This window comes from Nonomuraea sp. NPDC059023 (genome assembly GCF_042740095.1).
Classification (GTDB): domain Bacteria; phylum Actinomycetota; class Actinomycetes; order Streptosporangiales; family Streptosporangiaceae; genus Nonomuraea.
The window spans coordinates 1-17,670 of sequence record NZ_JBHYIO010000011.1; the positions used below are offsets into that span (position 1 = coordinate 1).

Genomic DNA, 17,670 nt, shown 5'->3' on the forward strand with positions numbered 1-17,670 from the left:
GGCGCCCGCGCGGTCATGTAGTTGTACTCGGCCTGAAGCTCGGCTTCGCGCGCACGCTTCACCGCGAGCTGCGACAGCCCAAGCTCGTTGTTGAGCCGCCTCAAGAACATGTCCGTGGCGGCGGGAGTGAGCACCGCGTCCTCGGACAGGAACTCGAAGGACCCGGACGCACCCTTCTGGAAGACGTCGGTCATGACTGGCCGTCCCTGCTAACGCCCAGAAGAGCGGCCAGGTCTACGCCTTCGATCTCCGGCAGGTCCTTCGGCTCGACGACCGCGAACAGCCGGTCCGCACCCTCGTCGGCATAGAAGCGCTGCTGAGGAGTGGAGCCGTACCCGAGGGTCACACCGGGCATCTCCTGACCGTTGGCGTCCACCGGAGCTCCGGCGGCCAGGGCCTGCTCCAGGAGCTTCATCTCGTAGGCAGCGCGGACGGTCGGCACATGTTCGACCTCGGACGCCGCGGTCTCCGCTACCCAGGCGGTGAACTTCTCCCGGTCGGTGACGATGGCCTTCACCTCGGGCTCGGTCTTGGTGACCTTGCCGAGCGTGGCCGAACCGAGCTTGGCGGCGTTCCTGTCGCCAGGCTCCTGCTCGATGAACGGGGTGACCAGGTCCAGCACGGCTCTAATCTGCGAGGCGCGCATCTTCAGCAGGGCGAAGACGAGGCGTGCTTCCTTCGGAGTGAGGTCGCTCATGCCGCCTCACCGCCATCGGCGGGCTTGGCCTTGCCCAGTTCGTTCCAGCGGCGGCGGGCCAGCTCTCCGAGAGCGACGGCGTCTCCGTGCTCGTCGACGACCTGGGCGCCGAAGAGTCCACGCGCCCGGATGTCCGCGCCGGCCGTCGCCACGTCCTCCTGGGTGGCGTACTGGTCGAGCAGCAGATCCCTGAAGTGCAGCGCGTCTGGGGAGGGTTTGCCGTCGCCAAGCCAAGCGGCGATCTCCTGCGCGAACTCGGCATCCGGCTTCGGGATCACCCGGTTAGCGATCGTGCGAGCCCGGGACTTGGTGATGACCAGCGTGTTCTCGTGGTCGAGGTCACCCACAATGTCGAACTCGTATTCAATTCCTTCGCGCTGCTCGGGCTTCAGGCCGACCTTGCGCGGCACTTTCCTGCCGCGCTGGTCCTCCTCGATGACGTAGTCCGTCTTCGACCGCATCGTGACGATGACATGGCCCGGGTAGGAGACGAGCGCGTCGATCATCTGGCGTTCCTGCGGCCGAGCTTCCTTCCACCCGCCGAAGGAATTGCCGCCATATCCGCGCTTCGCGGCGGCGTCGACCTGCTCCAGCATGCCGCCCGTGCCAGACCAGAAGTGTGTCAGCGAGTCAACGACGACCGCGCCGAACCCGGCAGCGGATGCCGCGGCGAGCGCCTGGCACAGGGTGTGCGGCTCGAACGACTGCAGGTTCAGACGGGAGAACTCGAATTCGTCTGCGTACTTGCTGGCACTTCCTCGCTCGGTGTCGATCACGGCCACCTTGTCTGATAGGCCCGAGGCCACCGTGAGCGCCGTGTACGTCTTGCCTGAGCCGGAGGGTCCGGTCAGGGCCACGCGCGCCTTCGCCTCCTCCTTGGTGGCAGGCGTGAAGGTGAAGCCCATCAGTGCTCGTCTCCCTCGTCGTTGGGGGTGCCGGTGTCGAAATCGGCCTGGTCGTCGCGGTCCTCGGGGTGGTCAGCGCTGCTCCATGGCGACCAGAACGGGCCCTTCGCGTGCTCGGCCAGGAGGGCGGTTACCGACGTCTCCGCGATGGACAGGTGGGTTCCGTCGTGTCGCCGCCAGGCCAGGACGCCTGAATCCAGGAGCTTCTCGACCTGTGCGACGGTGAGACCCAAGCGGTGAGCTGCCTCGGTGACCGTCAGCCAGCGGCCCGTCATGACGACACCTCCAGCGCGATGTCGTGCTTGGCGGCGAACTTGCCGCCGCACTTGCCGCACAGCCAGCGGTGGCGCCGCTCCATGCGTCCAGCCCTGCCAGTCCGGTAGAGGAAAGAGCTGTCGAAGGCGACGACGTCCCAGCAGGCCCCGGAGGCGCAGCGGTAACCGCGCTCCGTGTGACGCTCGATCTCCTCAAGCGTCAGCCGCCTGATCGCGAAGTCTGTGGAGGAGCTCATGACGTCGCCTCCGCCTGGCTCTTGCGGCGGAAGGCCATCAGGCGGCAGTTGATGCCCCACCAGGTGCGGTGATGCAGGCTGTCTCCGACCTCGGTCCACTCGGCGCCCAACAGGTGGAAGAACGGGTCATCGGCGCAGCAGCCGCCCTCGCTCTCGCCTGCGTAGATGAACAGGTCGCCCTGGTAGACCGACAGTGCGTGAGCGGCCCACGAGCCGCCGTAGGACGGCCACGACATGAACAGGGCCCGGTCCGGGTGCTCACGTGCAGCGGAGGCGCCGTCCTTGAGCAGGGTGACGTACGGTTCGGCGGCGCCGACGAACGTGTTGTCGGCCAGGTCTTCAGGCTCATACGGGGCGACGTCCACACCTGCCTGCGCGAGTTGCCACGCCCAGTAGCCCGACCCGGCGCCCACCTCGACCACGGCGCGGCCATCAAGCAAGGAGGCGATCCAGGAGATGTCACCCGGGCTGGGGATCGACCACGCATAGGTGGTAACGAGCGCCGTCCGGCCAATGTCCAGGTCGCGGATATAGCCGTACGGGGTGACGCCCTGCCAGGTGCCGTCGTTACGGGAGGGAAGCCGGCGGATCAACTCCCAGTACGGATTATCGATCCCGGACGGGACGAGCTGGTCATGCTCGGTGCCGACGATCGGAAACAGGTCCATCTCGAACCGGTTCCTCAGAATCATGGGCACGGCCCAGTACGCTTCGATCTTCCGCAGAGCGGCATCGAAGACGAGCGGCGAATCCAGTTCCACACTCATGCCGCGCCTCCCGCCTGCTCGGCGAGACGGGCAGCCTCAGCCAGCACCGTCCGCTCCCGCTCCATGAAGAGCCGGTACTGGCGGAAGTACTCCCAGCCCGGATGCTCGGCATACACGCTCTGTGCGCACAGCCTGCGCAGCGCCGCCTTGGTGGCCTTCTTGTCCCGCCACAACCCCGCCCGTCCCGGATGAGCAGCTGCCTCCTGGGCAAGGTGGTGCACGGCGCGGGCAGCCGCCTGGATTGCGGGCGTCAGCCACGCCTGGGTGTCGGTGCTCATGCCGCACCTCGCGCTGTCTCGACGGGGCGAAGGTCAGCGACCGCGACCAGCTCGGAGTCCTCGGGCTCCTCGCGCCAGCCGGAGAGATCCACCAGCCCGGCGGAAGAGCGGCCGATCGTGGGGAACATGCGCGCGTCCGGCCGGTGGACCCAGACGGTGTCGTAGTCCTCCCAGTCCTGGACGATCCACGTGCCGTCGGTGCCGTCCCGGGTGACGGTGGCGCCAGGAGCGGGAGCCCACGCCTGCTCGACGGCCAGAAGGGTGCTCATGACGCCACCTCGGCACGCTCGCCAGCGAGGACCGGCCTGCACTGCCACTCCACGTCTTCGACGATCTCGGTCCGCTTGATCTTCGGGACGAGCGCCAGAGCGTCAGGGTCCGGCTCCTCCACCTCGACCTCGTGGGTGCCGACCACAACCCGCTCGCACATCTCCTCCCGGGTCGCGATCCAGCGCAGATTCAGCCCGTGGAGGGTGAACTCCAGGTAGAACTGTCCGGCGGTCTCGCTCACGGACTTCTCGACCGCACCCGGCATAAGGCGGGCGAAGACCGCCGCACCGCGGCGCGCTTCGTCGCCCAGCTCGATCCAGTTGAGAGTGGAGTCGGTGCCCGCGTACGGCAAGGGCAGGTCGGGGTTGGCGTCGAGGATGTCCGCCAGTGCGCGAAGCCCTGCGGTGTACGCTGCGCGCTTGGCTTCGGTGTTGCTCATGACGCACTCTCCGGCTGCTCGACGAGAGGGGCGATGATGTTGCCGTCTGTGAGGTCGATGGCGTCGGCGAGCGCCTTGGGGATACGCCACCAGGTGCGTTGGCCGTGTGGGTCGGAAGGGTGTGGCTCCTCGGCCCGCTCCGCGAGGCCGTGCTGGCGGAGGATCACCAACACCTTGAGCCCGCGGATCTGCCCGAACAGGCGGAGACGGTCGCTGGTGCTTTCGAATATCAAGCCCGACCTTGGCGGCCCATTCATCACGCGGATCCAGGCGAGAGCGTCCTCCACGGTGTGCACGTAGAACGGCCACGGGTCGGCAAAGCCGACATCGGACGGCGCCAGCTCCGGGTGCGCGGTCAACAGGTTGACGGCCACGATCAAGCCATCCAGCAGACCCTCACGGTCCTGCGCGGGCATCATCGGGCACCTGCCGGGCGCTCACCCAGACGGGTCTCGATGTTGTGGACGGCCTGCTGGTAGTCGCGCGGCGAGAGGCGCTTCAGGTCCTCCCACACCTCGGTCTGGCCGGCGACGTCATCCTCGGCGGGGATTACGCTTGTGTTCATGTCCTGCTCCTCTTCTTCGGATCTCTGAGCGGGATGGGCCTTCGCCGGTGTGCGCCGGCGGGGGCCACCTACTTGCTGGTGGCGGGCAGCAGGGCGCTGCGCTTGCGCACCTCGGCGGCTGCGACCTTCGCCTTCGTCTTCTCGTCCCGCGCGATCACCGCGAGAGCCGACTGGTGGTTGTCCTTGTGCCGGACCCGGCGGCGCTGACGGGGCGTCAGCTCGCTGCGGCCGGTCTGAGCGAAGTAGCGGGTACGACGCTGGTCGTCGTTGAGCACGAGAAGCTCCTCAGAAGGCAGGGGTGAGCTGGAAGCTGGCTGCCAGCTCAAGGGCGTCATCGACGTCAAGGCGCAGGGCGTGGCAGGCGAACGCTTCGGCGCAGCGCTCGTTGAACAGCTCGGCGGCGGTCATGGGCACTGCCCGCAGGTAGTGCTGGCCTTGATGACCTGGCCGCATCCGCACACCGAGGTGCTGTCCATGCGCGCGGCGATCCGGTCCTTGAAGACCTTCTTCGGGCTCAGCGGGCGCTGCTTGAACGGGATGACGTTCGACTTCTTCGCGGCCATCACTCGCCGCCTTCCTGGATGGCCTGCTCGACGTAGTCCGCCAGCGCCTCGGCGAGGGTCTGCTCCAGATGGTTGAGCCCGTTCTCTCGGGCATACCGGCGCAAGATCAGTGCCTCCGTCCGTACGACCGCGCGAAGCCAGTTCTCGATGAGGTCGATCCAGGACATGGACAGCACTTCATCGGTGGACTTTCCGGTGGCTCCGGCGAGGCGATCTACCAGGGGCAAGATGCCGATCGTGTCGCCAGTCAGGTCGTGCGGTATCGCGTAGGAGCCGTCTGATTGGCGGCCGAACAAGCAGGCGATCTGCTCAGACGCCGTCATGACTCCTCGTCCTCTCGAAGCAGCAGCTCGGCGGCGTCATCGGCCGTCAGGGACGGGTCGCCCTGCATCGGCATCCGCAGCCTGTTCAGCGCGAAGTCGTAGCGGCGCAGCCGATCCTGGGCATGGCCGATGTTCGCGACGCGCTCTTCCCTGCCGACCTGGAGATCCGCCCAGGTGCACCTGCCGCGAGGCTTGATCACGCCGGGGGCGATGACAATGCCGACCGGCAAGCCGTCGAACAGGGTGGGCTGGTCGCCGCCTTTGTCGTCCTGGGAACAGAACTCCTTCATCGCGGCAGCGACAGCACGCACCACAAGCGAGCGCGTCGCCTGCTCCACAAGGTCCGGGTAGGCGTCGATGAACTCGTCGGCGATGTCGGCAACGACTAGCTGGTCGCGGTGTGTCATGGCCTTGGCCATGTACTCGCGCAGCATGCGGCTGAACAGGTTCTTGCGGCTCACGCGACCGATGCCCTTCTCGCCTGGAACGCGGACTGGAAGGAGGCGAGCCAGGCGAGGGCGGCGGGAAGCCGCTCGACGTCGTGCTCGGAGTAGGACGGGATGTTGTGGGCGAGCTCGACAGGGTCCATGTCGAACGGGATCTGCTCGATCGCGTACCGGATGCTGACCGCTGCCAAGCCGTACGGCTGCTCGCGATGGAGCCGCTCGTTCAGCGACTGCATGCCGGGCATGGCGGCGAGTTCGCGCTCCCGCTCGGCCGCTTCGTCGAACTCGGCCTTGACCTCGGCGATCTGCTCGGCGGCTTCGCGCGCCGCCCCTTCAACTCGTTCGCGTGCCTCGCGTACGGCGGACGCCGTCGGCTTCCCTTGGGTGGCGCGTTTCGCCTCACGCCAGGTCTGCCGCAGCTTCGCCGGCTCATCAAGAAGAGGACGGAGTTCCCTAGCCTGCGACTCGGTCGGCAGCACCGGAGGTGCCGATTCCACAATTGTGGAACGGGGCTGGACCTCCACCTCGACGTCGAAGTCAACCTCGGCTTCGACGACGGACGCCTCGTCCTCGATCGCCTTGACCACGCGCGCCTGGTCGAGCAGTTGGTACGCACGCGACTGCGACATCTCGAACTCGGTCATGGCGTAGTCGCGCCACGACCCGTATCCAAGCGCCGTCCACGCCTGCCCCTCATAGGCGCGGAGCAGCAGCGCGTACAGCCGCTCCGTGGTGTTGCGGATCTCGTCGGTCAGGGATCGGGCATCGACCGGCGACAACCGGGTGGCGATCTCGTTCATGCCACCCCCTGCTTGTACAGGCGGGAGCGCTCTGGCTGTGCCTTGAGCTGGATCACGCCGCTCGGGTTGGTGACGGCGCGCTTCTCCCGGCGCTGACGCGGAGGCTTCGGAGCGGGCTGCTCGACCCTCTCGGGCTCCGGAGTGGCAGCAGCCACCGCGAAGCTGTCGATGACGGTCTGCGCCTGTGCCTCGGTGAACTTGTACTCGCCGCCGACGAAGGAGAAGTCCCAGCGGCGGAGGCGGCAGTTCTCCTCGACGAAGGAGACGGGCTTGCCGAGCAGGTCGGCCATCTGATGCTTGCCGAGGAGCGGCGCGATCATTGGACCGCTCCTGGAGCCCCAGGGTAGGTGGCTGTAGCGGGAGCGCCATAGAGCGCTAGAGCGCTCATCGGGCACACTCCGACTTGATCGCATCTCGCGGAGTCAGGAGATCGTCAATTTCGACGTTGAGCGCTCGGACGAACGCTTCGAGGACTTCCAGCTGAGGCATGTACTTGCCACTCTCGGCCCGGACCACCTGGAAGCGAGAGACGGGCGTTCCCTGCTCGGTACACAGATCTGCCAGGTCCTGTTGCCTGTATCCCGCGTCCTCGCGGGCGGCCCGAAGGCGGTTCCCGTCGAAGGGGAGGCGGAGGAGTTTTCTCGCCATGGGTGCACATTAGCGCTCATGTGCACTCGGGCGCAATAGAGCGCTCATGTTCATTCGACTATGCCTGAAAGAGCCAAGCGAGACACCATGACTGACCTGCGCATGTGCGCTAAAGTGCACTCAAGTGCACTCGCGGATGGAGCCCCAGATGATGACCGAGGAGCGCGCCAGGGCGCGTTTGACCGCCCAGATGGATGGCCGGCGCGTGGCTCTGAGGATGCAGTGGGACGAGGTGGCGTCCCTCGCCGGCATGTCCACCGCTCACCTCAGGCGGATTCGCAAGAATGAGACCGCCATCACGCCACTCATGAAGGCCGGCTTGGAGGCCGCACTCCGGTGGGAGCAGGGCAGCGTTGACACAGTCCTGACTGGCGGCGATCCAACGCCATTGCCATCCGCGGCTCCGGGAAGCGGACCGCTCACCCAACTCGCCGCGCCCCCAGAGGTTGGACTCCAAACCGAGATCGAGCAGTTGAGAGACGAGATCGCACAGCTTGCAGAGACAGTCTCCCCGGATGTGCGTCATCTGGTAGAGCGGGCGATCGAAGAGGAAGAGCAAGAGGCTGGACGGGCTCATCGACAGCGGCTCGAACGGTGGCGCAAGCTGCTTCTGGACAAGAGTTCGAATTCGGACCAACCATAACAATACGGACAGTATTGACCACGTAACGTAGTGCGATCATGACACGGTGAATTTCCTGTTAAAACTCAAACCACTCAGGTAAACCAATCAGCACCGTTCAGGCGTCATACTCCCCACCGGTCACACCTCAGGCCGGTGTGTAAGGGGAGTAAGGAGCACCAATGTCGATGTTCCGAGAAATGGCGATCGCAGCCCTCGCGATCGGCATCGGCACCTTCGTCAGCGCCGCCATCAACCGCCGTGCCGGCTTCGTCGTCGGCAAGGAGGAAGGCATCGTCATCGGCCGCGCCCAGGGCCGCGCCGAAGCCCTCCAGGCACAGGAGTCCGAGCGTAAGCTCGCCTACCTGCGCGGGAAGGTTCTCGGCCTGACTCAGCGTGTCCATGAGGACGGCGACGACCTCGCCGAGGCCTGCTAGGCGCTGCGAACGACCGCTCTGGTGTCCCCACCACCAGGCGGCCACCCCCAACTCCCCCAACCACCGAAGGACCATGCGATGGCGTATGGACAACAACGTGGAGACAGCTGGCGAGCGTTCTACAAAGGTCCCGACGGCAAGTGGAAGAACCGTTCCACAGACGACGACGGCAACCCTTTCCTCACGGAGGAAGCCGCCGAGCAGTGGGGCACCGATCAGGAATCGGACATCCGGCGCCAGCGATGGAAAGACCCCAATCGCGGCAACATGCTGCTGGAGGTCTGGATCGTCGACCACTGGTGGCCGGGCCAGGACCTTTCGCTCAAGACGCGAAAGGGCTACATCTACCTGATCAACACTTACATCCTTCCGGAGTGGGGCCACTTCGCCCTGTCGGAGATCACCCCGTCGCTCATCGCGAAGTGGGAGCAGCGACTGCGCCAGGTCTACGCGCGAGGCGGAGTCCCCAAGCGGGCGCGAACCCTGCTGGGGACGATCCTCGGCGACGCCGCGGTGGAAGGCCGCATTGACGGCAACCCCGCCAGCGTCGGCCGACGCCGCGGGCGCAAGTCCGGAGCCGGCAAGTCCGAGCGCCGCCCGGAGAAGGTCTGGCCATCGCCCCTGGAGATGCTGCTCTTCGCCGAGCGCGTCGGCATCCTGTCCGGGCGCGACGACGACTTCATCATGGCCTTGACCATGGCCTACTGCGGACTGCGGTGGAGCGAGACGATCGGTCTGAAGCCCGAGTTCGTCCGCTTGTCGTCCATCCGGGTGGAGTGGCAGCTCCTGGAGGACGGCGGCAAGCACTACCTCCTTCCACCCAAGGACGACTCCTATCGGGACATCGACATCCCGCCGTTCCTTGGCAGGCTGCTGTCCTGGCTTCTCTCCGCCCGCGCCAGCCAGGTGTGCGTGCACAAGCCGTTCACCATCGACGGCCAGGAGGAGCAGCCCTGCCCCGGCGGGCAGCGGTTCGTGTTCCTTGGCCCCAAGGGGGGCCATTTCCGCAACAGCAACTACGCGCGGCGGTACGTGGACCCGGCTACCGACGCCTGGTATCCGGCGACGACCAGGCACAAGGAGGTGGTCACACCCGCGCGGCCGGTCCTCGTGGATCTGTCCGGTGGCTGGCCTGGCGCCCCTCTGTCCCCGTGGCCCGCTGCGGAGAAAGGCGTGCCGTTCGTGGCGCCGCGGCTGAGCCGCCAGCCGCGGCACTCGCAGGGGTTGGGCGTGAACGCCGCGTCGTCGCGCACCGATCTGGTGGCGTTCGCCGTGTCACGGGGACTCAGTCGGGCGGAGGCGGAGGCGATGACACGCATGGAGATCCTTGAGCGCTGGGTCCACATCACCGGTGCGGAGGCCGTTCTCGCGTCATGGCTACCGATCCGCGTGGGGCTGACGCCTCACGGCTTCCGGCATGGCACGAAGACGTGGATGTCGGAGATCGCGACGCCTGAGATTCTTCAGGCGAAGCAGATGGGCCACTCGGTGCCGGGTTTGCGTGGTGTGTACACGCATGTGTCCGACACGATGCGTGGCAGCCTCAGAGATGCTCTTCAGGAGCTTTGGCTGGATTCGCTGCGTCAGCGGTTCGCGTTGAGCCCTCGATCGCCGGTCCGGGTTCTCGACGAACTCCTCGCGCCGTTCCGATCTTCAAGCGGCAAGATCATCGCCCAGAAATCGCCCAGAAAGGCGTCAGGCCCTCTGCGAAGAGTCTCCGCATAGGGCCTGACCTGCGAGCCGACGAGGGGAATCGAACCCCTGACCTTCTGTTTACAAGACAGATGCTCTGCCGATTGAGCTACGTCGGCACAGCCCATCAGTGTAGACGCTCACCCACGCCGATGACGAGCCACCTCATACAAGGTAACCCCAGCCGCCACCCCCGCATTCAACGACTCGGCCGCCGCCTGCATCGGAATCCTGGCCAGCGCGTCACATTGCTCCCGTACCAACCGGGACAACCCCTTCCCTTCCGACCCCACCACGACAACAAGCGGCTCGGTGAAGAGGGAGACGTCGCCGATGTCCACGGTCCCCTCGCCGTCGAGGCCGACGACGAACAGGCCGGCCTCCCGGTACTCCCGTAGCGCCGCGGTGAGGTTGGACGCGCGGGCGACGCGGAGGTTGGCGAGGGTGCCGGCGGAGGTCTTCCAGGCGCCGCCGGTCACCCCGGCGGAGCGGCGGGAGGGGATGAGCATGCCGTGGGCGCCGAAGGCGGTGGCGGAGCGGGCGATGGCGCCGAGGTTGCGGGGGTCGGTGACGCCGTCCAGGGCCACGATCAGCGGGATCTCGGCGGCGTCCTCGGCCAGGGTGATCAGTTCGGTGGGATGGGCGTAGTCGTAGGCGGGGATCTGCAGGGCGATGCCCTGGTGGACGGCGCCCTCGGTCAGGCGGTCGAGTTTGTCGCGGCTGACCTCCAGCAGGGCGATGCCCTGCTCCGCCGCGATCTTGATGGAGTCGCGGACGCGGTCGTCGTTCTCCAGGCGCTGGGCGACGTAGAGGGCGCTGGCGGGGACGCCCGCCAGCATGGCCTCCAGGACCGGGTTGCGGCCACCGATGTACTCGGGGGCGTCCTCGGAGCGCCGCTGGCGGGCCGGCTGGCGGCCGGCGCCGCCTTTGGCCTCGCGGGCGATGCGCTCCTCGCGGGACTTGTCCTTGAACCAGTGGCGCATGTGGGCGGGCGGCGTCGCGCCCTTGCCCTCCAGGCTGCGCCGCTTCTGCCCACCGGTGCCCTTGGCCGGGCCCTTCTTCTTCGCCGGTCGACCGGACGCCCTACCACCTGCTGCCATGGGACCAAGGGTACCGGCGAAATTCAGCGCGCCAGTTCCCAGCGGGGACCGTGCGGGGTGTCCTCGACGACGATGCCGAGGGCGGTCATCTGGTCGCGGATGGCGTCGGCGGCCGCGTAGTCCTTGCGCTCCCTGGCGGCCTTGCGCTGCTCGAGCGCCACCGCCACCAGCGCGTCGACGACGGGCTTGAGGTCGGAGCCGCCGGTACGCCACTGGGGCGAGCGGGGGTCGAGGCCCAGGACGTCCAGCATGTTCTGGGTCTCGGCCAGCAGGCGGGCCACCGCCTCCTTGTCGCCCTTGGACAGTGCGACGTTGCCCTCCCTGACGACCTCGTGGATGACGGCCACGGCCTGCGGGGTGCCGAGGTCGTCGTCGAGGGCGTCGGCGAAGGCCTGGGGAAGGGGCGCGTGGGCGTCCACGTCGTGGATGACCTCCGCGGCCCTGGTCACGAAGCCCTCGATGCGCTGGTACGCCGCTGCCGCCTCCAGCAGCGCCTCCTCCGAGTATTCGATGGAGGAGCGGTAGTGCGGCACGGCCAGGTAGTAGCGCAGCTCGACCGGGCGCACCTTCTGCACCAGGTCGGGGATGAGCAGCGAGTTGCCCAGCGACTTGCTCATCTTCTCGGCGCCGATCTTGAGCATGCCGTTGTGCATCCAGTAGCGGGCGAAGCCGTCGCCGGCCGCCTGCGACTGGGCGATCTCGTTCTCGTGGTGCGGGAAGATCAGGTCGAGCCCGCCACCGTGGATGTCGAAGGTCGGGCCCAGGTACTTGGTGACCATGGCCGAGCACTCCAGGTGCCAGCCGGGCCGCCCGGGTCCGAACGGCGTCGGCCAGGTCGGCTCGCCCGGCTTCTCGCCCTTCCACAGGGCGAAGTCGCGCGGGTCGCGCTTGTGGGAGTCGTCGTCGCAGTCGAAGGCGGGCCTCATGTTCTCCAGCCGCTGGTTCGACAGCGAGCCGTAGCGGTCGGCGTAGGAGCGTACGTCGAAGTAGACGTCGCCGCCCGAGGCGTAGGCGTGACCGCGCTCGATCAGCCGCTCCATCAGCGTGATCATCTCGGGCACGTGGCCGGTGGCGCGCGGCTCGACGGTGGGCGGAAGGCAGCCCAGCGTGTCGTAGGCCCAGGTGAAGGCGCGCTGGTTGCGCTCGGCCACGACGAACCAGGGCACGCCTTCCTCGGCCGACACCCTGATGATCTTGTCGTCGATGTCGGTGACGTTGCGGCAGAAGGTCACGTCGTAGCCGGAGCGCGTCAGCCAGCGCCTGAGCACGTCGAAGTTGACGCCCGAGCGGATGTGCCCGATGTGCGGGGGCGCCTGCACGGTGGCCCCACACAGGTAAATCGACGCCCGGCCGGCTTCGACCGGAACGAATTCACGGATGGCGCGCGTGCTGGTGTCGTAAAGGTGCAGGCTCACGAAAGAAAGGCTAACGCCTCGGGTGGCGTCGCATGCCGACAATCACCCCTTGAGAAAGACCTTCTCCGGACGTACCCGGACGATCAGCCTTTCCGCCCCCGCATGCTCCTCCCAGGCCGCACCGGTGTACTTGCGCGACAGCTCCTGGATGAGGTCGCCCGCGGGGTCCTCTTCCAGGGTGACCATGCCGCGTACCTCGGCGTACCTGAACGGGTTGTCCGGGTCGATGACGACGATGCTGGTGCGCGGGTCGCGCTCGTAGTTGCGCGGCTTGCGCCGGCCCTTGACGGTCGAGAACAGGATGTCGTCGCCGTCCGTGCGCACCCAGATCACCGACGCCTGCGGCCCGCCGTCCGGATTGATGCTGGTCACCGTCGCGTAGTTGGGGCCGTCGAACAGCCTCCGCACGTCGTCGGAGAGCTCTGCCATGGAATCTCCCTTGATCGCTTGCTGTCACCCATTCTTCTGTAGTCTCGAATTCGCCATGGAAGTGACTCCCCCCTCCACGTTGCGCCGCCTGGGCCTCGCCCTTGCCGGACTCGCGGTGGCCGCCCTGACCGGCGCCGCCTGCGCCCTGTCCTTCGACGATCTGCGCGAGCTGGCCATCCTCGGTGAGGCCCGGCCCGAGCTCGCGTTCTTCTATCCGGCCGCGTTCGACGCGGTGCTCGTGGTCGCGCTGACCGGCGTCCTGCTGCTGCGCACGGCCCGGCCGCTCGTGCGCGCCCAGGCCGCGACCGCGCTCGTGCTGCTGATCGTCGCGGCCGCGGCGGTCAACGTGGCGACGGCGCTGCGTTTCTCCTTCGATGTACGGCAGGCCGCCCTGGGCGTGGCCCTCGCCCCCTGGATCATGCTGGCCGTGGCGCTGTGGTTGTGGCTGCTCCTGATCAAGCACGTGCAGGCGGGACGCGCGGCCGTACCGGAAGAGGCGGAGCCCGAGCCGGACATCGTGCCCTTCCACCGGCCCGAACCACCGAAGACGGAGGAGACGGAGGAACTGCCGCCCCTGTCGGAGCGGGTCACCCGCTGGTCACCCCCCGAACCAGAGCCGGAAGAAGAGCCTCAGAAAGAGCCTGAGCCCGTGCGCTGGGGCGACCGCGTCAAGCCGACCGACGTGCTCGTCCACCCCAGGACGCCGGAGGTCACCGACCGCGACGCCGACACCCAGCCGGTACGCGTGTTCGTGGAAGAGGAAGCGGAAGGGGAAGAGGAAGGGGAGCAGGCCGCCGACCCCGGCCACGGTCCCGAGCAGGCCGACGACAGCGAGCGGGACGAGGTCCCGGCGCCCTCGGGACGCCTGCGCAGCACCCCGTTACCGCCTGAGGAATGAAAGTTTGACCGTACGCCCACGGCCCCCTGACCCGGGTGAGGGAATCAGCCAGCCGTGGCGATCATGTCGTGGGTGCCGGTCCCCGAGAGAAGCGACTTCCCTCTGCTCAATCTCCCTTTCGGCGTGTTCTCGCGCCGCGGGGAGCTGCCGCGGGTGGGGGTGGCGATCGGCGAATACGTCCTCGACATGCACCTGCTCACGACGCAGGGCGCGCTGCCGCCCGCGTACTGGTTCGCCAGCGGCACGCTCAACTCCTTCCTCGCCGCGGGTCCGCGGGTGTGGCACAACGTCCGCGCCGACCTGCTGGAGCTGCTCACCGACGAGAGCCGCAGGCCGCACGTCCTTCCCGCGCTGACGCCGCTCAAGGAGGTGCGGCTGCACCTGCCGTTCAACGTGGCGGACCTGCTGCTGTTCCAGACATCGCTGGAGCACGCCACGAACGTGGGCCGCATGTTCCTGCCGCCCGAGCGCGATCCGCTGCCCCGCACGTGGCGGCACATGCCCGTCGGCCAGTACGGCAGAGCCGCCGCCGTCACCGTGTCGGGGGCGCCGGTCGTTCGCCCGAGCGGCCAGCTGAGACGCGGCCACGTGGGCCCGACGGCCAAGCTGGACCTGTCGGCCGAGCTCGGATACGTGGTCGGGGTGCCGTCGGCGCCGCCGTACCCTCTGAGCACCTCCGACTTCCCCGCCCACGTCTTCGGCGCCGTGCTGGTGAACGCCTGGCGGGCCTGGGACCTGATGGCGTGGGAGGCGCGGCCGATGGGGCCGTTCCTGGGGCAGGCGTTCATGGTGTCGATCTCGCCGTGGGTGGTGCCGCTGTCGGCGCTCAACCACGCGCGTACGGCCCAGCCGGTCCAGGACCCCGAACCTGCGGCCTACCTGACGATCAAGGACGACGTGGCCATCCGGGCCGAGCTGGACGTCCGGCTGAACGGCCTGACGGTCGCCAGGCCCGAGTACCAGGGGCAGTACTGGACCGGCGCGCAGATGCTCGCGCACGCCTCTGTGACGGGCTCTCCGGTGCGCACGGGCGATCTCCTGACCACGGGGCCCGTCGGGGGCGCAGGCACGCTCCTGGACCTCACCTGGAACGGCAGAGACCCGCTCGGGATGCCTGACGGCTCCGAGCGGGTCTTCTTGCGCGACGGCGACATGGTGCGCGTCACCGCCTCCGTCCCCGCGGCCGATGGTTCGCGCCTGGGGTTCGGCGGGGTCGCGGGGACCGTCTATCCCGCCGTCTAGGTCTTGCCCCCGCGGCTGCGGCGCAGCCCCGCCACGAGGCCGACGCCGACGACGGCCAGGACGACCTGCATCACGAGTTCGATCCAGTCGGGGCCAGAGGTGTTCTCGACGCCGATCGCCTGGGCGATGAGCGTGCCGACCAGAGCGGCGATGATGCCTACGACGATGGTGAGGATCCACCCGATGGCCTGCCTGCCGGGAATCAGCAGCCGGCCGATTGCGCCGATCACCGCGCCGATCACGATGGCGCCGAGGATGGACTGGATGGTCATGTGGGCACCTCCCGGTAAGTGTGAGACCTTCACACCCACAGCCTGAGGTCTACCCCGTCGTTCGTGAATATGCCTACGCGGCGGGACCCGACGTTCCCGAGCCTCGCGTGGCCTGCATGCGGGCGACCAGCCAGACGCCGACCACCGCGAGCGCGAGCTGGAGGATGTGTTCCAGCCAGTCGATGCCGCGGGTGTCCGCCCAGCCGAACACCTGGGCGATCAGCGTGCCGAGCAGCGCGGCGACGATGCCGACGATGAGGGTCAGGCCGATGGACATGTTCTGCTTGCCCGGCACCAGCAGCCGGCCGAGCGCGCCGACGATGGCGCCGATGACGATCGCCGAGACGATGGCTCCGATCATGACAAGGTCCCCCCAGATCCACTTGCCGCTTCACAAAGGGTTTACCCGGCATCACGGAGAGCTACGCATGGGAAGAGCGGCGGTCCGTACCGCGCCAGTGACGGACCGCCGCACCCCTGAGTCGACGGGCTAAGGGCACCACCCGCCGGGATACCTCAACGCATCCCGACATAAGACGCCTTACGGCTACGCGAGGTTCACCACGAGAGCCGTGGCGATGGCGCCGATTCCCTCGCCCCTGCCGGTGAAGCCGAGCCCGTCGGTCGTCGCCGCGGAGACGCTCACCGGAGCGCCCACGATCGCGCTCAGGACCTTCTCCGCCTCAGCGCGCCGCGGAGCCAGCTTGGGCCGGTTGCCGACCACCTGGACGGCCACGTTGCCGATCTGGAATCCGGCCTCGTGCACGAGGCGTACGGTCTCCTCCAGCAGCACCGCGCCGGACGCGCCCGCCCAGCGGGGGTCGGAGGTGCCGAAGACGGCGCCGAGATCGCCCATGCCGGCCGCCGACAGCAGCGCGTTGCAGGCCGCGTGGGCGACCGCGTCCGCGTCGGAATGGCCGTCGAGCCCGGTCTCGCCCGGCCAGTGCAGGCCGGCGAGATACAGTTCGCGCCCAGATGCGAACGGGTGGACGTCGATACCGACGCCCACCCGGGGAAGTTGCGCGTTCAGGAGTTGAGAACCTCGTCGAGCAGGGCCTCGGCCTTGTCCTCATTGGTCTTCTCGGCGAGTGCGAGCTCGCTCACGAGAATCTGCCTGGCCTTGGCGAGCATGCGCTTCTCACCCGCGGAAAGGCCGCGCTCGCGGTCCCTCCGCCACAGGTCCCGAACCACCTCGGCGACCTTGTTGACATCGCCGGAAGCGAGCTTCTCGAGATTGGCCTTGTAACGGCGAGACCAGTTGGTCGGCTCCTCGGTGTGCGGCATCCTGAGAACGTCGAAAACCCGCTCGAGGCCTTCCTGGCCGACAACATCACGTACGCCGACAAGTTCTGCGTTTTCTGCTGGCACCTGGACGGTTAGGTCGCCCTTGTCGACCTTGAGCACCAGGTAGGTCTTTTCCTCACCCTTGATGGTTCGGGTCGTGATTGCTTCGATCCGAGCAGCCCCATGGTGGGGGTAGACGACAGTGTCGCCGACCTGGAAAGTCATGTGACAAGTACCCCTTCCGCTGTACTCCAGGGTACCACGCATCCACAGCCTCCCGGAACAGTGAAATCACCATAACTGCAGGTCAAAGCCGCATATTAGGGGTTGACATCCCTTCAACTCTGTGAATCACAAATGCTGACATACCGAATGACCTGCAGGGGCGCGGATATGACCATGGAATAGGCCGGATATGGTGGGCGCTGCCCACTCACACGCACGCGCGAGACCTAGGAGTTACCCCCGTGACCAGCCGTCGCTGGATTGTCGCCGCCGCCGCGTTCCTCGCGGCCCCCGTGCTGGCCGGCTGTGCCGCTGGGTTCGACGCCAACACCAACAAGCCGTACGCACCCGTCGAAGCCGGTGCCCTCATCGAGAACGGCGCGTACGGCGCCCGCGGCGTCCAGATCCCCCAGGCGTTCATCCTCGGCCCCGACGCGGGCGCACAGCTCGCCCAGGGCGGCCAGGCCCCCGTCTACCTCAACGTGATCAGCCCCGCGGGCGACGCCATCCAGGCCGTCAGCTCCGACATCGGCGCGGCCAAGCTGGCGACGCCCATCACGATCCCGGCGGGCGTGCTCACCAGCACCGGCAAGCCGACGCCCCAGATCATCATCCAGGGCCTGTCCAAGCCGCTGCACGGCGGCGAGAGCGTGCGGTTGTCGGTCCAGTTCGCCAAGGCGGGCCAGGTCGACCTGCACGTGCCGGTGGTCACCCGCAGCCGCGAGTTCGCCGCCTACCCCGCGGCCCCCGGCGCCACCCCCGCGCCGTCCCCCTCGCCCTCCGCCAGCCACACGGCCACGACGGGCGGGCACTAGAAGCCTTCTTCTCCGGTACGGCGGGCG

Annotated in this window: 32 protein-coding genes and 1 tRNA gene; 6 read left to right on the plus strand and 27 right to left on the minus strand. The window is 67.8% G+C overall.

Annotated features, from left to right (window positions below; all coding sequences use genetic code 11):
• The 19 genes from ACFWYW_RS19700 to ACFWYW_RS19790 all read right to left on the minus strand — a co-directional run.
• On the minus strand, window positions 1-194 hold a 194-nt coding region (locus ACFWYW_RS19700; RefSeq protein ID WP_379628132.1), incomplete at its 3' end, for a hypothetical protein.
• A complete protein-coding gene (locus ACFWYW_RS19705; protein WP_379628134.1) occupies window positions 191-697 on the minus strand; it encodes a hypothetical protein in 507 nt (168 codons plus the stop codon). The genes ACFWYW_RS19700 and ACFWYW_RS19705, both read right to left, overlap by 4 nt.
• Window positions 694-1,602, minus strand: a complete 909-nt coding sequence (locus tag ACFWYW_RS19710) for an ATP-binding protein (protein WP_379628136.1) — start codon at window positions 1,600-1,602, stop codon at window positions 694-696. The genes ACFWYW_RS19705 and ACFWYW_RS19710 overlap by 4 nt, the downstream gene beginning before the upstream one ends.
• Complete coding sequence (locus ACFWYW_RS19715; RefSeq protein WP_379628138.1) at window positions 1,602-1,877, minus strand: hypothetical protein; 276 nt, start codon at window positions 1,875-1,877, stop codon at window positions 1,602-1,604. The genes ACFWYW_RS19710 and ACFWYW_RS19715 overlap by 1 nt, the downstream gene beginning before the upstream one ends.
• Window positions 1,874-2,113: a hypothetical protein gene (locus tag ACFWYW_RS19720; RefSeq protein WP_379628140.1), complete on the minus strand. Its 240-nt coding sequence runs from the start codon at window positions 2,111-2,113 to the stop codon at window positions 1,874-1,876. Before ACFWYW_RS19720 ends, ACFWYW_RS19715 begins: the two co-directional genes overlap by 4 nt.
• Window positions 2,110-2,880 carry a hypothetical protein gene (locus ACFWYW_RS19725; protein WP_379628142.1) on the minus strand — a complete coding sequence of 257 codons (771 nt, stop codon included), beginning with the start codon at window positions 2,878-2,880 and terminating at the stop codon, window positions 2,110-2,112. Before ACFWYW_RS19725 ends, ACFWYW_RS19720 begins: the two co-directional genes overlap by 4 nt.
• Window positions 2,877-3,158 carry a hypothetical protein gene (locus ACFWYW_RS19730; RefSeq protein WP_379628144.1) on the minus strand — a complete coding sequence of 94 codons (282 nt, stop codon included), beginning with the start codon at window positions 3,156-3,158 and terminating at the stop codon, window positions 2,877-2,879. The genes ACFWYW_RS19725 and ACFWYW_RS19730 overlap by 4 nt, the downstream gene beginning before the upstream one ends.
• Complete coding sequence (locus ACFWYW_RS19735) at window positions 3,155-3,427, minus strand: hypothetical protein (protein ID WP_379628146.1); 273 nt, start codon at window positions 3,425-3,427, stop codon at window positions 3,155-3,157. Before ACFWYW_RS19735 ends, ACFWYW_RS19730 begins: the two co-directional genes overlap by 4 nt.
• Window positions 3,424-3,867, minus strand: a complete 444-nt coding sequence (locus ACFWYW_RS19740) for a hypothetical protein (RefSeq protein ID WP_379628148.1) — start codon at window positions 3,865-3,867, stop codon at window positions 3,424-3,426. Before ACFWYW_RS19740 ends, ACFWYW_RS19735 begins: the two co-directional genes overlap by 4 nt.
• Window positions 3,864-4,286, minus strand: a complete 423-nt coding sequence (locus tag ACFWYW_RS19745; protein WP_379641024.1) for a hypothetical protein — start codon at window positions 4,284-4,286, stop codon at window positions 3,864-3,866. Before ACFWYW_RS19745 ends, ACFWYW_RS19740 begins: the two co-directional genes overlap by 4 nt.
• Window positions 4,283-4,432 carry a hypothetical protein gene (locus tag ACFWYW_RS19750; RefSeq protein ID WP_379641025.1) on the minus strand — a complete coding sequence of 50 codons (150 nt, stop codon included), beginning with the start codon at window positions 4,430-4,432 and terminating at the stop codon, window positions 4,283-4,285. Before ACFWYW_RS19750 ends, ACFWYW_RS19745 begins: the two co-directional genes overlap by 4 nt.
• A gap of 68 nt (window positions 4,433-4,500) precedes the next feature.
• Window positions 4,501-4,707, minus strand: coding sequence for a hypothetical protein (locus ACFWYW_RS19755; protein WP_379641027.1), 207 nt, complete (start codon window positions 4,705-4,707; stop codon window positions 4,501-4,503).
• Between the two features lie 10 nt (window positions 4,708-4,717).
• A complete protein-coding gene (locus tag ACFWYW_RS19760; protein WP_379622638.1) occupies window positions 4,718-4,840 on the minus strand; it encodes a hypothetical protein in 123 nt (40 codons plus the stop codon).
• The gene (locus ACFWYW_RS19765) at window positions 4,837-4,995 is read right to left on the minus strand and encodes a hypothetical protein (protein ID WP_379622640.1); all 159 of its coding nucleotides are present in this window, start codon (window positions 4,993-4,995) and stop codon (window positions 4,837-4,839) included. The genes ACFWYW_RS19760 and ACFWYW_RS19765 overlap by 4 nt, the downstream gene beginning before the upstream one ends.
• On the minus strand, window positions 4,995-5,318 hold the full coding sequence (locus ACFWYW_RS19770; protein ID WP_379622642.1) for a hypothetical protein: 324 nt from the start codon (window positions 5,316-5,318) through the stop codon (window positions 4,995-4,997). Before ACFWYW_RS19770 ends, ACFWYW_RS19765 begins: the two co-directional genes overlap by 1 nt.
• Window positions 5,315-5,779, minus strand: a complete 465-nt coding sequence (locus tag ACFWYW_RS19775) for a hypothetical protein (RefSeq protein WP_379622644.1) — start codon at window positions 5,777-5,779, stop codon at window positions 5,315-5,317. The genes ACFWYW_RS19770 and ACFWYW_RS19775 overlap by 4 nt, the downstream gene beginning before the upstream one ends.
• The gene (locus tag ACFWYW_RS19780) at window positions 5,776-6,564 is read right to left on the minus strand and encodes a hypothetical protein (RefSeq protein WP_379622646.1); all 789 of its coding nucleotides are present in this window, start codon (window positions 6,562-6,564) and stop codon (window positions 5,776-5,778) included. Before ACFWYW_RS19780 ends, ACFWYW_RS19775 begins: the two co-directional genes overlap by 4 nt.
• Window positions 6,561-6,884 carry a hypothetical protein gene (locus tag ACFWYW_RS19785; protein ID WP_379622648.1) on the minus strand — a complete coding sequence of 108 codons (324 nt, stop codon included), beginning with the start codon at window positions 6,882-6,884 and terminating at the stop codon, window positions 6,561-6,563. The genes ACFWYW_RS19780 and ACFWYW_RS19785 overlap by 4 nt, the downstream gene beginning before the upstream one ends.
• Window positions 6,885-6,948: 64 nt before the next feature.
• Window positions 6,949-7,212 carry a helix-turn-helix transcriptional regulator gene (locus ACFWYW_RS19790; RefSeq protein WP_379622650.1) on the minus strand — a complete coding sequence of 88 codons (264 nt, stop codon included), beginning with the start codon at window positions 7,210-7,212 and terminating at the stop codon, window positions 6,949-6,951.
• Window positions 7,213-7,360: 148 nt separating this feature from the next.
• On the opposite strand from ACFWYW_RS19790, the gene ACFWYW_RS19795 reads away from it, so the two are divergent.
• The 3 genes from ACFWYW_RS19795 to ACFWYW_RS19805 all read left to right on the plus strand — a co-directional run bounded on the left by ACFWYW_RS19795 (window position 7,361) and on the right by ACFWYW_RS19805 (window position 9,996).
• Entirely contained in the window at window positions 7,361-7,855 is a 495-nt protein-coding gene (locus ACFWYW_RS19795) for a hypothetical protein (protein WP_379622652.1), read from the plus strand.
• A gap of 161 nt (window positions 7,856-8,016) precedes the next feature.
• Entirely contained in the window at window positions 8,017-8,271 is a 255-nt protein-coding gene (locus ACFWYW_RS19800) for a hypothetical protein (RefSeq protein ID WP_379622654.1), read from the plus strand.
• Window positions 8,272-8,349: 78 nt separating this feature from the next.
• Window positions 8,350-9,996 (plus strand): hypothetical protein, encoded by a 1,647-nt coding sequence (locus ACFWYW_RS19805; RefSeq protein WP_379622656.1) that lies wholly within the window; start codon window positions 8,350-8,352, stop codon window positions 9,994-9,996.
• 13 nt (window positions 9,997-10,009) lie between these two features.
• On the opposite strand, the gene ACFWYW_RS19810 is transcribed toward ACFWYW_RS19805, so the two are convergent.
• The 4 genes from ACFWYW_RS19810 to ACFWYW_RS19825 all read right to left on the minus strand — a co-directional run bounded on the left by ACFWYW_RS19810 (window position 10,010) and on the right by ACFWYW_RS19825 (window position 12,907).
• Window positions 10,010-10,082 (minus strand) — tRNA-Thr (locus ACFWYW_RS19810).
• A gap of 21 nt (window positions 10,083-10,103) precedes the next feature.
• Window positions 10,104-11,063 carry a 23S rRNA (guanosine(2251)-2'-O)-methyltransferase RlmB gene (gene rlmB, locus ACFWYW_RS19815; RefSeq protein ID WP_379622658.1) on the minus strand — a complete coding sequence of 320 codons (960 nt, stop codon included), beginning with the start codon at window positions 11,061-11,063 and terminating at the stop codon, window positions 10,104-10,106.
• A 23-nt stretch (window positions 11,064-11,086) separates the two neighbouring features.
• Window positions 11,087-12,478 carry a cysteine--tRNA ligase gene (gene cysS, locus ACFWYW_RS19820; RefSeq protein WP_379622660.1) on the minus strand — a complete coding sequence of 464 codons (1,392 nt, stop codon included), beginning with the start codon at window positions 12,476-12,478 and terminating at the stop codon, window positions 11,087-11,089.
• A gap of 42 nt (window positions 12,479-12,520) precedes the next feature.
• Window positions 12,521-12,907, minus strand: coding sequence for a PPOX class F420-dependent oxidoreductase (locus ACFWYW_RS19825; protein ID WP_379622662.1), 387 nt, complete (start codon window positions 12,905-12,907; stop codon window positions 12,521-12,523).
• Between the two features lie 55 nt (window positions 12,908-12,962).
• On the opposite strand from ACFWYW_RS19825, the gene ACFWYW_RS19830 reads away from it, so the two are divergent.
• Window positions 12,963-13,805 (plus strand): DUF2637 domain-containing protein, encoded by an 843-nt coding sequence (locus ACFWYW_RS19830; protein ID WP_379622664.1) that lies wholly within the window; start codon window positions 12,963-12,965, stop codon window positions 13,803-13,805.
• A 72-nt stretch (window positions 13,806-13,877) separates the two neighbouring features.
• Entirely contained in the window at window positions 13,878-15,047 is a 1,170-nt protein-coding gene (locus ACFWYW_RS19835) for a fumarylacetoacetate hydrolase family protein (protein WP_379622666.1), read from the plus strand.
• Here the strand turns inward: ACFWYW_RS19835 and ACFWYW_RS19840 are convergent.
• The 4 genes from ACFWYW_RS19840 to ACFWYW_RS19855 form a co-directional block, all read right to left on the minus strand.
• Complete coding sequence (locus ACFWYW_RS19840) at window positions 15,044-15,319, minus strand: GlsB/YeaQ/YmgE family stress response membrane protein (RefSeq protein ID WP_379622668.1); 276 nt, start codon at window positions 15,317-15,319, stop codon at window positions 15,044-15,046. The genes ACFWYW_RS19835 and ACFWYW_RS19840 overlap by 4 nt on opposite strands.
• Before the next feature lie 73 nt (window positions 15,320-15,392).
• Entirely contained in the window at window positions 15,393-15,680 is a 288-nt protein-coding gene (locus ACFWYW_RS19845; RefSeq protein ID WP_379622670.1) for a GlsB/YeaQ/YmgE family stress response membrane protein, read from the minus strand.
• A gap of 186 nt (window positions 15,681-15,866) precedes the next feature.
• Window positions 15,867-16,328: a 2-C-methyl-D-erythritol 2,4-cyclodiphosphate synthase gene (ispF, locus tag ACFWYW_RS19850; RefSeq protein WP_379622672.1), complete on the minus strand. Its 462-nt coding sequence runs from the start codon at window positions 16,326-16,328 to the stop codon at window positions 15,867-15,869.
• Between the two features lie 17 nt (window positions 16,329-16,345).
• Window positions 16,346-16,828 (minus strand): CarD family transcriptional regulator, encoded by a 483-nt coding sequence (locus ACFWYW_RS19855; RefSeq protein WP_030451583.1) that lies wholly within the window; start codon window positions 16,826-16,828, stop codon window positions 16,346-16,348.
• Between the two features lie 242 nt (window positions 16,829-17,070).
• On the opposite strand from ACFWYW_RS19855, the gene ACFWYW_RS19860 reads away from it, so the two are divergent.
• Window positions 17,071-17,643 (plus strand): copper chaperone PCu(A)C, encoded by a 573-nt coding sequence (locus ACFWYW_RS19860; protein WP_379622674.1) that lies wholly within the window; start codon window positions 17,071-17,073, stop codon window positions 17,641-17,643.
• The last annotated feature ends 27 nt before the right edge of the window (window positions 17,644-17,670 follow it).